At 65.2% G+C, this 14,971-nt stretch carries 12 protein-coding genes; 7 read left to right on the top strand and 5 right to left on the bottom strand.

Going from position 1 to position 14,971, the window contains the following annotated elements; translation table 11 throughout:
• Window positions 1–61: 61 nt before the first annotated feature.
• The gene (locus tag JQ580_RS12650) at window positions 62–2,656 is read right to left on the bottom strand and encodes a CHAT domain-containing tetratricopeptide repeat protein (RefSeq protein ID WP_212280381.1); all 2,595 of its coding nucleotides are present in this window, start codon (window positions 2,654–2,656) and stop codon (window positions 62–64) included.
• Between the two features lie 64 nt (window positions 2,657–2,720).
• Entirely contained in the window at window positions 2,721–3,470 is a 750-nt protein-coding gene (locus JQ580_RS12645) for a HugZ family pyridoxamine 5'-phosphate oxidase (protein ID WP_212280380.1), read from the bottom strand.
• Window positions 3,471–3,710: 240 nt separating this feature from the next.
• Between JQ580_RS12645 and JQ580_RS12640 the strand changes: the two genes are divergently transcribed.
• The 5 genes from JQ580_RS12640 (at window position 3,711) to JQ580_RS12620 (ending at window position 7,715) form a co-directional block, all read left to right on the top strand.
• On the top strand, window positions 3,711–4,412 hold the full coding sequence (locus tag JQ580_RS12640) for a response regulator transcription factor (protein WP_008542552.1): 702 nt from the start codon (window positions 3,711–3,713) through the stop codon (window positions 4,410–4,412).
• 118 nt (window positions 4,413–4,530) lie between these two features.
• Window positions 4,531–6,330 carry a sensor histidine kinase gene (locus JQ580_RS12635; RefSeq protein ID WP_212280379.1) on the top strand — a complete coding sequence of 600 codons (1,800 nt, stop codon included), beginning with the start codon at window positions 4,531–4,533 and terminating at the stop codon, window positions 6,328–6,330.
• An 11-nt stretch (window positions 6,331–6,341) separates the two neighbouring features.
• Window positions 6,342–6,866, top strand: a complete 525-nt coding sequence (locus JQ580_RS12630) for an HPr kinase/phosphorylase (RefSeq protein ID WP_212280801.1) — start codon at window positions 6,342–6,344, stop codon at window positions 6,864–6,866.
• Window positions 6,867–6,999: 133 nt separating this feature from the next.
• Window positions 7,000–7,401, top strand: coding sequence for a PTS sugar transporter subunit IIA (locus tag JQ580_RS12625; RefSeq protein ID WP_007597752.1), 402 nt, complete (start codon window positions 7,000–7,002; stop codon window positions 7,399–7,401).
• Complete coding sequence (locus JQ580_RS12620; protein ID WP_212280378.1) at window positions 7,398–7,715, top strand: HPr family phosphocarrier protein; 318 nt, start codon at window positions 7,398–7,400, stop codon at window positions 7,713–7,715. The genes JQ580_RS12625 and JQ580_RS12620 overlap by 4 nt, the downstream gene beginning before the upstream one ends.
• Window positions 7,716–7,823: 108 nt before the next feature.
• Here JQ580_RS12620 and JQ580_RS12615 read toward each other — a convergent pair whose 3' ends face one another.
• Window positions 7,824–9,449, bottom strand: coding sequence for a glycosyltransferase family 39 protein (locus JQ580_RS12615; protein ID WP_212280377.1), 1,626 nt, complete (start codon window positions 9,447–9,449; stop codon window positions 7,824–7,826).
• Between the two features lie 114 nt (window positions 9,450–9,563).
• Between JQ580_RS12615 and lepA the strand changes: the two genes are divergently transcribed.
• Complete coding sequence (lepA, locus tag JQ580_RS12610) at window positions 9,564–11,375, top strand: translation elongation factor 4 (protein WP_106949439.1); 1,812 nt, start codon at window positions 9,564–9,566, stop codon at window positions 11,373–11,375.
• A gap of 320 nt (window positions 11,376–11,695) precedes the next feature.
• On the opposite strand, the gene JQ580_RS12605 is transcribed toward lepA, so the two are convergent.
• Both JQ580_RS12605 and JQ580_RS12600 read right to left on the bottom strand, forming a co-directional pair.
• Window positions 11,696–12,109: an SRPBCC family protein gene (locus tag JQ580_RS12605; protein ID WP_212280376.1), complete on the bottom strand. Its 414-nt coding sequence runs from the start codon at window positions 12,107–12,109 to the stop codon at window positions 11,696–11,698.
• A gap of 143 nt (window positions 12,110–12,252) precedes the next feature.
• A complete protein-coding gene (locus JQ580_RS12600; RefSeq protein ID WP_249134139.1) occupies window positions 12,253–13,506 on the bottom strand; it encodes a serine hydrolase domain-containing protein in 1,254 nt (417 codons plus the stop codon).
• Window positions 13,507–13,737: 231 nt separating this feature from the next.
• Here JQ580_RS12600 and JQ580_RS12595 point away from each other — a divergent pair, with 231 nt between their 5' ends.
• Window positions 13,738–14,958: an MFS transporter gene (locus tag JQ580_RS12595; RefSeq protein WP_212280374.1), complete on the top strand. Its 1,221-nt coding sequence runs from the start codon at window positions 13,738–13,740 to the stop codon at window positions 14,956–14,958.
• Window positions 14,959–14,971 lie beyond the last annotated feature (13 nt).

Here is a 14,971-nt window from a genome sequence, read left to right as displayed (position 1 = left end):
AACCAAACGTGCAATTCGACGTTAATCAGGGTTTTTGCGACGCACAATTCCGGCTGCCGGCTTATCGTACCTCGCCTTCGCCGATCAATGCGAAAGGTCCCCACATCGCGGGATAGGCATTACGGGGCGAGGAGGTGTCATCGACAAAGGTTAACATCGCGCGGCGCAAGGCTTCGGAACGGCCGATTTTCGGTTCTTTCTTGAGCAGCTCGAACGTCGATGTGGTGAGGCGGGTGGCGGCTTCCGAATCCACGGCCCAATGCGAGACCAGCAGCGCGCGGGCTCCTGCGTAGAAGAACGAGCGCGCCAATCCGGACAGCGCTTCGGCACCGGGCTTGTCGCCGGCGATGGTGTTGCAGGCCGACAGCACAACCCAATCGGCGTTGAGCTTGAGCTCGGCCACTTCGCTCGCGGTCAGAAGGCCGTCGTCGAGCTCCGACGGCTGATCTGGAATCGACAGCGCAAGCGACGGCTCGCCCAGTCCCTTGACGTCGCCGGCAACGAGACCATGGGTGGCAAAGTAGATGATGCCGTATTGAGCAAGCGCTGCACGCTTCAGCGTCGTTTCGCTGGCGTCGCGTCCGAGATGGATGTCGGCATCAGTAGCGCCGACGTCTCTTGCCACCGCAGTCAGCTCGTCGGCGGTGTCAGGCAGTTGCGGCAGCGCCTGCGCAAGCCGCGCGCGGTCGACGCCCGCGCCACGCCAGAAATCGGTATAGGCAATCGTCGCAATGCTGCGCGCCGCGACCTTGCCGCCTGCGGCGCGACGGTCGGCGGGTCCTTCGGTAGCGGGGTTGAAGACGGGATCGCCGAAGCCGGTCATCGGCTTCACGCCCTGATCCCTGCGGGCGAAGGCGCGGAGGGATTTCAGGCTGATCACCGAGGGCAGCACCGAGACGGCCTGACGCCGCAGCAGCCAGGCGGCGTCGCGATACCCTTCGAGCCGGTCCGGGATCGCAGCCTGCGGCTTCTCCGTCACCAGCAGATGAAACGGCAAGGCGGTCAGCGCCGCCGATGGCACGACCAAGAGATTGCGCTTGTCCTTTGTCAGTGCCTCGACCGGGCCGAGCAGCGCGGCATAGAGCTCGTTGGCAAGCGCGAGATCGAACAGCCCCGACTTGCCGGAGGCATCGCGCGCCTTGCCGACATCCAGCCCCCTGCGGAACGCCGACACCTTCCGCGCCATCGCGTCCGCGCCGAGCGGGATCTCCTTCCAGTCGGCGCCGTCGCGCGTGATCGCGATGACATAGCTCTGCTTGTCGACGACCGAATAGATCACCATCGCCTCATCGGCCGACAGCAGCGGCTGGATGTCCTTCACCGCCAGCGGCAGCGGATTGGAGAGCGAGGCGTAGTCGGGAAACTCGAGCGCGAGCATCTTCTGCAAGCCCGCGCGCTCGTTCGCGATCGTAGCGATCCGCGCGCGGCTGCGCTGCTCGGCTGCGACGTCGCGCTGCGCCGATTGCTTCGACACCGCGGTGATGATGGCCTTGTCGAGCGCCTCGGCCTCGGCCGCGAGATCTTGTTCGCGGCGCACCAGTTCGGCGAGCCGGTCGCTCCCGGCGGCCAATCGCACCGCAAGCTTGTTCACGGCAGAGGCCGCGGAGGATTGCGTGCCGCGCTGGATCGCACCGATCGCCTCGTCGAGCGCCTTGTCGTTCGACAGCAGCGTTTGCTGCCGCGCGGCGAACAGAACCGGCAGCACGGTACGCAGTTGTGCGCGATTGGCGGCAAGCGTTCTCTGCGCGAACGGCAAGGCCTCGGCGGTGCGGCCCGACACCTGAAGGAAGTATGCGAGATTGTTCGTCGAGGTCGCCACATCGGGGTGATCGGGTCCGAGCGCACGCTCGCGGATCGACAGCGCGCGGCGATAGAGCGGCTCGGCCTCGGCATAGCGCTGCTGGTGCTCGTAAAGCCCGGCGAGATTGTTGAGCGAGCGCGCCACGTCGGGATGATCCGCCCCCAGCACCTTTTCGCGGATCGCGAGCGAGCGCTTGATCGGCGCTTCGGCATCCGCATCGCGGTTGAGGTCGCGATCGACCTGGCCGATATTGTTGAGGACGGTGGCAACCGCGGGATGCTCGGGCCCGGCGGCCTTCTGGTAGATCGCAAGCGCGCGCTGAAACAGCGGCTCGGCCTCGGCAAAATGCTCCTGCTTCACGTAGAGCGTGGCGAGATTGTTCAGAGCACGGCCGACATCGGGATGCTCGCGCGACAGGCTCTTTTCGCTGACGGCCAGCGCGCGCTTGAACAGCGGCTCGGCTTCGGAGAAGCGGCTCTGCCGCTGATAGAGTGCTGCCAGATTGTTCAGGAGCGGCGCGATCTCGACACTGCCCTGACCGGTCCCCTTCTCCATCAAAGCAATGGCCCGCTTGTAGAGCGGCTCGGCCTGATCGTCGTGGCCCTGATCGGCGTGGATCTGCCCGAGATTGTTGAGTGCGGCGGCAAGATCGCGGCTGTTGGTGGTATTCTCGAGCGAGGTCACCATGGCCTGCGCCAGCGGCAGCGCCTCGGAATATTTGCCGGCGCTGCGGAGAGCATTGATGCGCGCGCTCTGCGCCGAGAGGTCGGCCTTCTGGGCAAGGCCCGGCGCGGCAAACGACGTGGTGATCGCGAGCGCCAGACCCGCAGCCAATGCCAAACGACGACGCGTCATGAACCCTTCTCGCTGCGAGCCTAACGACCTGACCGTCTTGGGTCGCAGCGATGGCTCGCGGCGTTCAATTCTTTACGTTCTGGTCCACCTTCGTGCGCGCTTCGCCAGCCAGGCGCACCAACATCTTGCGCAGCGACGTGCCGTCCGTCACCCGCTCCGGGAAGTCCAGCCGCAACGCGGTCTGGCCGTCCTGCAGGTCGAGGCCTTCCGGATCGCAGCCGGTGCAGCGCCAGTCACCCGCGGCAGCGCCAAGGAGCTTGGTCGCATAGAGGCCCATGGTGTCGCGATGATCGGCATTCATATGCGCGACAGCCCCTTCCTCCGCCGCCAGCAGATCCTCGGCGCCGGCGAGGTCGGTGAGGAACTGAGGGGGCTTAAGGTCGACGATCCGGCCGAAGCCGGCGACCAGATGGGTTCCCGTCGGGCGTATGCGGAAAAAGGAGAAATCCTTAAAGGAGACAAAGGCTTCCGCCGACGGATGCGCATTCAGATACCGCCACTGGAGCAGATCCTTGTCGGACTCCGCCTGCTCAGCCCGGCCGGACAGCATGATCCGGGCGCCTTCCAGCGGATCGCCCGCCGCGCGCTCGTCCAGCATCAACGAGACCCTGCTATCGGCCAGGATGTTCTTCGTATGTACGGCGAGGCCAGAGATCAGCAGGATGGGCGAGCCGTCGGGATGGCTGGCCAGATTGACCAGGGAACAATAGGGGTCGCCGCTGCCGACCATAAGGGTGGCCAAGGCCCCCTGCCGCGATCGCCGCAGCAGGGATTTGGCGAGCTTTGCGGGGTCGAAATCAGGGGTCGGTTGCATCGGCTTTCTCGGTTCAGGTGGTTGCAAGGGGGGGCTTTTTTCGGGTAAACGAGGGCTTGGTTATGGGTCGACATGCGGCGAATCTGCCGTGTTTCGTGGAACTTGGTCACACTTCAGCCCAGCTTGCATTGCTCGGTGACAAGGTTCGAACGCCAATTCGGCACCCATGTATGCGGCGCATCAGTGGATTGCTCGCCGTTTCAAGCCACGACCCAAACGGACAGCAGAAAGCAGAGGCTCATGCCCACAATCGCTTTGGTCGACGACGACCGCAACATTCTCACATCCGTCTCGATCGCGCTGGAAGCCGAAGGCTACCGCATCATGACCTACACCGACGGCGCCTCCGCGCTTGACGGTTTCCGCACCACCCAGCCCGATCTCGCCATCCTCGACATCAAGATGCCGCGCATGGACGGCATGGAGACGCTGCGCCGCCTCAGGCAGAAGTCCGACCTGCCGGTGATCTTCCTGACCTCCAAGGACGAAGAGATCGACGAGCTGTTCGGCCTCAAGATGGGCGCCGACGACTTCATCCGCAAACCGTTCTCGCAGCGCCTCCTGGTCGAGCGCGTCAAGGCGGTGTTGCGCCGCTCGGCGCCGAAGGATCCGACCGTCGCGCCCAAGGAGAACGACGCCAAGGCGCTCGATCGCGGCCTGCTCCGCATGGATCCGGAACGGCATACCTGCACGTGGAAGAACGAGCCGGTGACGCTGACCGTCACCGAATTCCTGATCCTGCAGGCGCTGGCGACCCGGCCCGGCGTGGTGAAGAGCCGCAATGCGCTGATGGACGCCGCCTATGACGATCAGGTCTATGTCGACGACCGCACCATCGACAGCCACATCAAGCGGCTGCGCAAGAAGTTCAAGGTGGTCGACAACGAGTTCGAGATGATCGAGACGCTCTACGGCGTCGGCTACCGCTTCAAGGAAGCCTGAGGCGCGAGGCGCCTGCACGAAGACTGAGAGCATTGCCGGTTCTGATTCCATCACGACCGGGATGGCTCTAGGATGCGGGGACCCTTTCATACGAGCTGTCCTAACGCGGGCGTAAGCATTGCTGGACCGAACGCAGCCTGATGAGAACCAGAGCGCCGGGGATATCGCATCCGACGGCGTTTCCGAGCACGTCGTCGAGGACAAGCCGCAGAGGGGCTTCCGCCCGCTGAACTGGCTCAAGCGCGCCGGGCAATTCTTCTTCGCGCTGTCCTTCTCCAGCCTGACCCGCCGCATCGTCTCGCTCAACCTCGCCGGCCTCGTCGCGCTGGTGGCGAGCATCCTGTACCTGTCGCAATTCCGCGCCGGCCTGATCGACGCGCGGGCGCAGAGCCTGCTGGTGCAGGCCGAGATCATCGCCGGTGCAATCGCGGCCTCCGCCACGGTGCAGACCAACGCCATCACCATCGATCCCGACCGGCTGCTCGACCTCAAGCCGGGCGAGACCTATGGCGGCCCGGACGAATATTCGCCGCTGGACTTCCCGATCAACCCTGAGCGCGTGGCGCCGGTGCTGCGCACGCTGATCTCGCCGACCAAGACGCGCGCCCGCATCTACGATCCGAACGGCAGCCTGCTGCTCGACAGCCGCAACCTCGAAAACGTGCTGCGCCTCGACCTGCCGCCGCCGGCCGAGAAGCCCGGCTTCGTCGAGCGCGGCATGGTCGCGGTGCGCACCTGGCTGAATCGCGGCGACCTGCCGCTCTATCGCGAACTCGGCCCCGAGAACGGCAACGGCTATGCCGAGGTGGGCGATGCGCTCCAGGGCCAGAAGCGCTCGATGGTGCGGGTCAATGCCCGCGGCGAGGTGATCGTCTCGGTCGCGGTCCCCGTGCTGCGCTCACGCGCGATCCACGGCGCGTTGATGCTGTCGACGCAAGGCGACGACATCGACCAGATGGTCACGGCCGAACGCCTCGCCATCCTGAAGGTCGGCGGTGTTGCCGCTGCGGTCATGATCATGCTGTCGCTGCTGCTCGCCAGCACGATCGCCGGGCCGGTGCGCCGGCTCGCCGACAGCGCCGAGAGCGTCCGCCGCCGCATCAAGGCCCGCATCGAGATTCCCGACTTCACCCGCCGCCGCGACGAGATCGGCCATCTCTCCGGCGCGCTGCGCGACATGACCAGCGCGCTCTACAGCCGGATCGAAGCCATCGAGATGTTCGCCGCCGACGTTGCGCACGAACTGAAGAATCCGCTGACCTCGCTGCGCTCCGCGGTCGAGACGCTGCCGCTGGCACGCAACGAGAACAGCCGCGCGCGCCTGCTCGAGGTGATCGAGCACGACGTCAAGCGGCTGGACCGGCTGATTTCGGACATCTCCGACGCCAGCCGCCTCGACGCCGAATTGCAGCGCCAGGATGCCGTCCCGGTCGATTTGCGCCGCCTGCTGACGACGCTGGTGTCCGTCGCCAACGAGACCAAGCTCGGCCATGACGTCGCGGTCGAGACCCGCTTCGAGGGCCGCAGCCCGACCGACGCCTTCGCCGTGACCGGCCACGATTCACGGCTCGGGCAGGTGGTCTCCAACCTGCTCTCCAACGCGCAGTCGTTCTCGGAAGCCGGCAGCAAGGTGCGCCTCACCTGCCGCCGCGCGCGCGGGGAGATCGAGATCGTGGTCGACGACGACGGCCCCGGCATTCGCGACGACGCGCTGGAGCGCATCTTCGAGCGCTTCTACACCGATCGTCCGCATCAGGGGTTTGGCCAGAACTCCGGCCTCGGCCTGTCGATCTCCAAGCAGATCGTGGACGCCCACGGCGGGCGCATCTGGGCCGAGAACCGCGCAGGCCCGCCGGATGACGAGGGCGTGCCGACGGTCGCGGGCGCGCGCTTCGTGGTGCGGCTTCCGGCGCTATGAGCCAGGGCAGCCTGAACGAAAGCGGGCCCAGCGTTCACGCCTCCGCGGTCAGGGTTGGCCGACTGGCGGTGCTGATCCGCGGTCCCTCCGGCTCCGGCAAGTCGCGCCTTGCCTTTGATTTGATCATGGCGGGACGCTCCGGCGTGATCGAGCCGGCCGTCCTGGTCGGGGACGACCGTGTCCATCTGGCGACAGTCGGCGATGAAATTGAGGTCCGCCCCGCGCCGGTACTGGCCGGCCTGATCGAGATCCGGGGACTCGGAATTCGCCGCTGCGACTTTGTGGAGCATGCGACCGTCGGTCTCGTGGTCGACCTGGATGCCGCCGACGCCGAGCGCCTGCCGACGGCCGAATCGCTGAAAATCAGCATTTTCGGTGTCGAATTACCGCGAATCCCGGTTGGCCGCGACCATTCGCCCCTCCCGCTGGTTGTCGCGGCCTTGACCACTACCAAGAGTTCATCTTCCGTTAACTCTTCCGGCGATTGTTTGAAGGGAAATGGTAACCATATGAACCCCAGTATCGCGACCGAATAGACCGGCGAAGCTCCCCTCATCCATCCGTCTAGATTCAGGGAGATACGCAACATCCCCTCTTGCGCGGGGGCTCTGGATGGTCAAAGTGGCGCGTTCGTGCGGTGCACCAAAAGCGCCCGCGAGGAGTTTTCCGATGATTGGTCTAGTACTTGTGACCCACGGGCGCCTTGCCGACGAATTCAAGGCAGCGCTTGAACATGTCATGGGCCCACAAAAGCAAATCGAAGCGATTACGATCGGTGCCGAAGACGATTCCGATCTTTGCCGAAGCGACATCATCGAGGCGGTTAACCGCGTCGATTCCGGCGACGGCGTTGCGATCCTCACCGACATGTTCGGCGGCACGCCGTCGAACCTCGCAATATCTTGCATGAGCCGGCCCAAGGTCGAGGTGCTCGCGGGCATCAACCTGCCCATGCTGGTAAAGCTTGCCAAGGTGCGCGAGGAGCGTCCGCTGCCCGACGCAATCGCGATGGCCCAGGAAGCGGGCCGCAAATACGTCACCATCGCCAGCCGCGTGCTCGCCGGCAAATGAGCGACGAGGCGCCACAAGCCGGGACAGGCGTGCCCGCGGGCGCGATCTCCAAGGACCTCCTGATCATCAACAAGCGCGGCCTGCATGCGCGGGCCTCCGCGAAATTCGTCCAGGCGGTCGAGCGCTTCGATGCGCAGGTCTGGGTGACGCGCGGCGGCGAGACCGTCGGCGGCACCTCGATCATGGGCCTGATGATGCTCGCGGCAGGACCGGGCACCACGATCACCGTCGCCGCCGCCGGCAACGACGCGGCAGCCGCGCTCGCGGCCATTACCGAGCTCGTTGAAAGCAAGTTCAACGAGGAAGGGATTTAGGGCCCTCGCCAAGCGCTCCGTGCCGGGCAAGGCAAAGCGTGCGTGTCTCACGATTGCCGAAAGATGGTGGGCACGGCCTCCGCGCCTTTGTCCCCTGCGAGACCTTCGCTATTTTCCCGGCGGCGCGATGAAGACGTTCCAGCTCATCGCCGGGCCGGGCTTGCCGTGGGTGAAGCGGCGCGTCGTCATCACGATGCGCTCGGCGTTCGGAGCGACCTCAGAAACCCACTTCTCGAACCTGGGCAGCCGGTCGTCGGTCGCATCGAACACGCCGATGAAGCCGTATCTTTTGGCGTCGTCGAGCGAGGTCAGCCCGGACCCCCAGGCCTCGTTCGGCGTGAACGCGGCCGGATGATCCGGGCTGTAGAACACCATCGGCTGGATCGTCTCCATCGTTCCCGCAACGACCGCCCAGCGCGAGGCGAAGCGCGCGTGCCAGACCTGGGTCAGCTCGCGTGCGAGCTCGGAGCGGGCGCCATAGGTCGCCGTGTTGCCGGCATTGGCCGTCATCTCGCGCGCGGCGATCCAGGGCGAGGCGGCGAGCGTGGCAACGCTGAGCACGAGCCAGATCGCCGCGATGTTGAACAGCGCCGTTCCCTGCACCCGCAGCGCCGGAATCGCGACCAGCGCGAGCGGCACCAGGAAGAACAGCGAGATGCCCCAATCGGTCTTCAGGTAGACGCCGAAGGCCAGCGCGCCGAGCGGAGGGCCGAACGCGACGATGATCTGGATCATCCACACGTTCAGCGCCTGCGAGACGTTGACGCCCGAATTGGCGCCGCGCGCCCAGGCGCGCGTGACGATGCGCAAGGGCGCGCGCAGCAGCAAGGTGAACCACGGCGGCACCAGCGCCATCGCCAGCGCGGCGAGCGCGACCGGCAATGCCAGCAGTCCTAGATTGTGCAGCATGTAGCCGGTGACGAGCTGATGCACCTGGCGGGTGTCTGCGAGGCTGTAGGTGTCGCCGGCATAGGTCAGCGGCACGAAATGCGCATCCGCCAGCCAGACCACGTGCGGGATCATCGCCACGACCATCGTTGCAATCGCAACCCAAGGCGCCGGCGAAGCCAGGAATCTCATCCGCTCCGGATGGAGCAGCGCGGCAAGCCCGATGGCGCCGATCATGGTCAGCACCCAGTATTTCGTCATCAGCGCCAGCGCGCCGGCCAACCCGAGCAGGAGGCCGGACTGCCAGCTGCGCTTCTCGAACGCGTTGAGATAAGCGAGCACCAGCAGCGGCAGCGTGACCAGCTGGAGCAGATCCGGGTTGTACTTGAAGCCCTTGAAATTGAAGATCGGGTAGAGCGCGACCATCACCACGACCAGGAAGGCGCGCCGCGCATCCACCACGCGCATCGCGATGAGCCAGCAGATCACCATGCCGGCACCGACCGTCGCCATCGCCAGCGCATAGGTGGCCCAGTCCGCGGCCGGAAACGCCATGAACCAGAGCCCGGCGACCCAGCCCGACAGCGGCGGATGCTTGCCGTAGCCCCAGAGGAATTTCTGGCCCCAGCCATAGGCTTCCGCGACGTCCATGTGAACGTCCTGCGCCGCCTTCAGATTGATCAGGATGAAGGTCCAGAGCACTGCGTGCAGGATGGCAAGCTGGATCACCAGCCACAATCTCGCCTCGGGGCGGACCGCGCAGGCAACCAGCCAGGCCCGGAAACGGCCAAAGCTCAGGCGGGCCTTCGTGCGCGTTCTGGCGGTCGGTAAAGCAGTGGTCGACATGGGCCCTTGCCTAGCGCGTTTTGGGCACGCGTGGAATCAGCTTGGCGTGAAGAAAGACCCTGAAATTACAGCAATATGGTTGCCGCACGGGGATGTGAGTGGTATCCCGCGCCCATGACGACCGTCCCCATTTCCAACATCCGCAATTTCTCCATCGTCGCCCATATCGACCATGGCAAATCGACGCTGGCCGACCGCCTGATCCAGATGACCGGCGGCCTCTCCGACCGCGAGATGGCGGGCAAGGAGCAGGTGCTCGATTCCATGGACATCGAGCGCGAGCGCGGCATCACCATCAAGGCGCAGACGGTGCGCCTCGCCTACAAGGCCAAGGACGGCAAGGATTACATCTTCAACCTGATGGACACGCCCGGCCATGTCGACTTCGCCTACGAAGTCTCGCGGTCGCTGGCGGCGTGTGAAGGTTCCCTGCTGGTGGTCGATGCCAGCCAGGGCGTCGAGGCGCAGACGCTCGCCAACGTCTACCAGGCGCTCGACAACAATCACGAGATCGTACCGGTCCTGAACAAGGTCGACCTGCCCGCGGCCGAGCCCGAGAAGGTCAAGCAGCAGATCGAGGACGTCATCGGCATCGATGCTTCCGACGCGGTGATGATCTCGGCCAAGACCGGCCTCGGCGTCCCCGACGTGCTGGAAGCCATCGTCACCCGTTTGCCGCCGCCGAAGGGCGACCGCGACGCGACGCTGAAGGCGCTGCTGGTCGACAGCTGGTACGACGTCTATCTCGGCGTGGTCGTTCTGATCCGCGTCGTCGACGGCGTCATGAAGAAGGGCAGCCGCGTCCGCATGATGGGCACGGGTGCGGCCTACGACATCGAGCGCGTCGGCTTCTTCACGCCGAAGATGACACAGGTCGACGAGCTCGGCCCCGGCGAGATCGGCTTCATCACCGCCGCGATCAAGGAAGTCGCCGACACCCGCGTCGGCGACACCATCACCGACGACCGGAAGCCCGTCACCGAGATGCTGCCGGGCTTCAAGCCGGCGATCCCCGTGGTGTTCTGCGGCCTGTTTCCGGTCGATGCCGACGACTTCGAGACGCTGCGGGCCGCGATGGGGAAGCTGCGCCTGAACGACGCCAGCTTCTCGTTCGAGATGGAGACCTCCGCCGCGCTCGGCTTCGGCTTCCGCTGCGGCTTCCTCGGCCTGCTGCATCTGGAGATCATCCAGGAGCGGCTGTCGCGCGAGTTCGATCTCAATCTGATCGCGACCGCGCCGAGCGTCATCTACAAGATGAAGCTCAACGACGGCACCGAGATCGAGATCCACAATCCGATCGACATGCCCGACGTGGTCAAGATCGCCGAAATCCAGGAGCCCTGGATCGAGGCGACGATCCTCACCCCCGACGAATATCTCGGCAGCGTGCTGAAGCTGTGCCAGGACCGCCGCGGTTCGCAGAAGGAGCTGACCTATGTCGGCTCGCGCGCGATGGTGAAATACGACCTGCCGCTCAACGAAGTGGTGTTCGACTTCTACGACCGCCTCAAATCGGTCTCCAAGGGCTACGCCTCGTTCGACTATCATCTCACCGACTACAAGCCGGCCGATCTCGTCAAGATGCAGATCCTCGTCAACAACGAGCCGGTCGACGCGCTCTCGATGCTGGTCCACCGCACCCGTGCGGAGGGGCGCGGCCGCGCCATGGTCGAGAAGATGAAGGATTTGATCCCGCCACACATGTTCCAGATCCCGATCCAGGCGGCGATCGGCGGCAAGGTGATCGCCCGCGAAACCGTCCGCGCGCTGCGCAAGGACGTCACCGCAAAATGCTACGGCGGCGACATCACGCGTAAACGAAAACTTCTGGAGAAGCAGAAGGAAGGCAAGAAGAAGATGCGGCAGTTCGGCAAGGTCGACATCCCGCAGGAAGCCTTCATTGCCGCGCTGAAGGTGGATAGCTGACAGCAAGGTCCTTTGATCGATCGCCAGTCACCCTCATGCCCGGGCACCTCCCGGGCATTTTCTTTTTGCGGCTTGTCGGAGACGTGGATGCCGGGTCAGGCCCGGCCATGCCGATGGAGCTGGATGGGTCCTGTCCGACCTGCTAGCCACGGCCGAAGCAAAAATTGCGAAAACAACCCCATGCACAGTAGCCGACCCCTTGGCGGCATTGGGCTTTTTTGGTCATGCGAAGCCGGTTTGCTTTGTCGGGCAAAACAGGGGGATGATGACATCGTCGCTGCGTCTTTGATGCAGGCCGCGTCGGGCTAGGCTCGCTGAGATCACGCGCTCTGTTTCGCCTCGACGTATCGCTTGAAATTGTCGAGGATCGCCTGCCAGCCAGCCTGCTGCTGCTCGACCGAATGCGTCGTCTCGCCATCGAACACGACGCGGACCACGACACTGTTCGGGCCGGGCACGAACTCGACCTCGGCCTTGCGGTCGCCGAGCATATATTCAATCCGCTTATGCGCGACGACCTTCGTGTAGGTGCCGGCGAAGTCGAAACCCATGCTGCCGTCCTTGGCTTCCATCCGGGATGAGAAGGCACCGCCTTCCCGCAGATCAACCGTCGCCCTGGTCGTATGCCAATCGTCAGACGCGGCATTCCACTTCACGATGTCGGCGGGCGTCGTGTAGGCCTGCCAGACCTGATCGATCGGGGCTGCGACGCTGGTTTCGACGGTGATCCTCATGGGCAGTGCTCCAGTTTAATATGGCGATCGAGGCGACGGTCGGGGCCGTCCTTGCCCCGGCCGAACGTGTCCACCCAAGGACGATCGAAACCCGCCGGTGCCGACATGGTCCGTCGAATTTCCGGGCTTGGGGTGCCGTCAGATCATTTCCCGAGTTGTTGAAGCACGGCGGACCACAACGCGAGCGGTTCCCTGAGGCTTCCCGGCTCGGACGGCTTTTGGCGAACCGCGGTGTGCACCATGACGAGCCTGGAGGCGGGATCGACCAGGATGACCTGACCGCGGATGCCGAGCAGGGCAAATCTGCGCTGCTCACCCGGAAGGAGCCACACCTGATAGCCGTAGCCGAAATAAGGCGTGGCCACGCGCGGCGCGAGATGATCATCACCCGGTCTGACGGTCGTGGCATCGAGCAGCCATTGCCGTGGGATCAATTGACGACCTTCCCAGGCGCCGTCGTTTGCAAGCAGCCGCCCGAGGCGCGCATAGTCGCGCAAGGTGGCGTTGAAGCAGCAGAATGCAATTTCCTGCCCGCTGCCGTCGATCGCCCACGACGCATCCGCCTCGGTGCCGATGGCGCTCCAGATGCGATCGTGGAGATAGTCAGCCAGCGGCGTGCCGGTCGCCGCGCGCAGCACCAGGCCGAGGATCTCGGTCTCCACGCTGGCGTAGTGCCATTTGGTGCCCGGCGGCGTCGACCGCGTGTTGAATTGCGCGACGACGGATGCGGGGTCTTTCGGCTCACCGACGAACAGCGCGCGCCCGAGCCGGGCTATGTCGTCCTTGCCGTCATAGACTTCAGAGAATTCCACGCCGGACGACATGTTCAACAAGGCGCGGATGGACGTGCTGCCATATTCCGTTCCTGCGAGCCCAGACACGTAGGTGGAGACGGAATCGTCGATCGAGTTGATCCGCCCCTCGGAGACCGCGATTCCCACCAGCATGGCCACAAGCGTCTTGGCCATGGACTGCGACAGGAAGCGGTCGCGGTCGGTCCGGGCATATTGATAATGCTCGTAGAGGATCGTGTCGTCCCTGGCGATCAGCAATCCCGTCACCGGGTTGCGCTTGAGGTAGTCCGCGATGCTCAGCCGCTGGTTATCGAAACTGTAGGCGATCGTCGGCTCCGGCGCGCGCTTGAACGACCAGGGCGTCGCGGCGCGACCGACCCGGCGCGACGGATAGATGTCGCCGAAATGGCTGTAGGCCCCGACCAGCTTGTCGAGCTCGTTGCTGGTTCCCCGCGCGCCGGCCGGATAGCCGGATGCCTTGCCGTAGAGTTCGGCATCGGGACCGCCATTCGAAAACACCGGTCCCGGCTCGTCGGGAGCGCTTCGGTTGTCCTGTGCGCTTGCGAGCGGCACCGCGAGCGCGGCGGCGAAAATGACAGGCATGAAAAACCTGCAGCAAGCACGCAGCTTGCAGAGCGCTTCCAGTGTCATTGGACTTGCTTCCTCACGCGTTGCTGTGCGTGTGAGCTTCAAGAGAACAACGTCGCAAAGACATGCTAGCATCGGAGCCAGACGGTGTCAGCATTCCGCCCGTCCCGCCTTGCCCTCCGCCGTCGGATGCGCCACCATCCATCTCGCGCACCACCAACAAAACCAACAGCGCCGGGGAAACGCATGAGCAAGCCGTCACGCTTCGACTATGGCTGGGTCGTGGTCGCCGCGGGCGCGCTGATGACCTGTGTCGGGTTCGGCACGATGCTGTCGCTGGCGGTGTTCTTGCAGCCGATCTCGGAGGCGATGGGGTGGTCACGCGCAGGCGTCTCGGCGGCAGCAACCCTGGACTTCCTCTGCATGGGCGTAGCCGCGTTCCTGTGGGGCGCGCTGTCGGATCGGTTCGGCACGCGCATGGTGGTGCTCGCGGGAAGCGTTCTGCTGGGGCTCGGTCTTGTCACGGCGAGCCAGGCGGCCAGCCTGTGGCAATTCCAGCTTTGCTTCGGCGTGCTGATCGGCATTGCGGCCGGCAGCTTCTACGCGCCGATGATGGCGCTCGCCAGCGCCTGGATCGAAAGGAACCGGAGCCTTGCGGTGGCACTGGTCTCCGCCGGCATGGGCGTGGCGCCGGTGACGATCGCGCCGACCGCGAGCTGGCTGATCACCGCCTATGACTGGCGTACCGCGATGCTGGTGATCGGCTGTGCTGCATGGGCGCTGCTGATCCCGGCCTGCTTCCTGGTGCGACCGGCACCGGCCGCGACGGCCCCGACAAGCGGCGACGCGGCACCGCAGATCGAGCTGACCGCGGCGCAGGCGCTGCGCACACCGCAATTCATCGCGCTCGCTGCGGCGCATTTCGCCTGCTGCGCCGCGCATTCCGGCCCGATCTTCCACATGGTGTCCTATGCGATGGTGTGCGGCATCGCCCCGCTCACGGCGGTGACGGTCTACAGCGTCGCCGGCGTCTCAGGCCTCGGCGGCCGCCTGTTGCTGGGTGCGGCGGCCGACCGCATCGGTGCAAAGCCGGTGCTGGTCGGCGGACTGTTCGTGCAGGCGATGTGCATCGCGACTTATCTCGCCGTGGCGCAGCTCGGCGAGTTCTACGCGTTGTCGGTGGTGTTCGGCCTCGCCTATGGCGGGGTGATGCCGCTCTATGCGGTGCTGGTCCGCGAGTTCTTCGGCGCGCGCATCATGGGCACCGTCTTCGGCGCGGTATCGGCGTTCGCCAGCCTCGGCATGGCGCTTGGCCCCTGGGCTGGCGGGCTCGTGTTCGACAATTTCCAGCGCTACACATGGCTGCATGCCGGCTCGTTCGCGATCGGGCTCGCCGCGGTCGCGGTCGCTCTGAGCTTCCCGACGAAACGCGGGCCGTCGCTCGACCTTGGCCGCGCCGCGGCCTGACGAGGAGAGCGAA

Source organism: Bradyrhizobium sp. SZCCT0148, assembly GCF_018129985.1.
GTDB lineage: Bacteria > Pseudomonadota > Alphaproteobacteria > Rhizobiales > Xanthobacteraceae > Bradyrhizobium > Bradyrhizobium japonicum_H.
The sequence above is the reverse complement of the archived record's forward strand: the minus strand, read 5'-3'. Positions and strand labels throughout refer to the sequence as shown.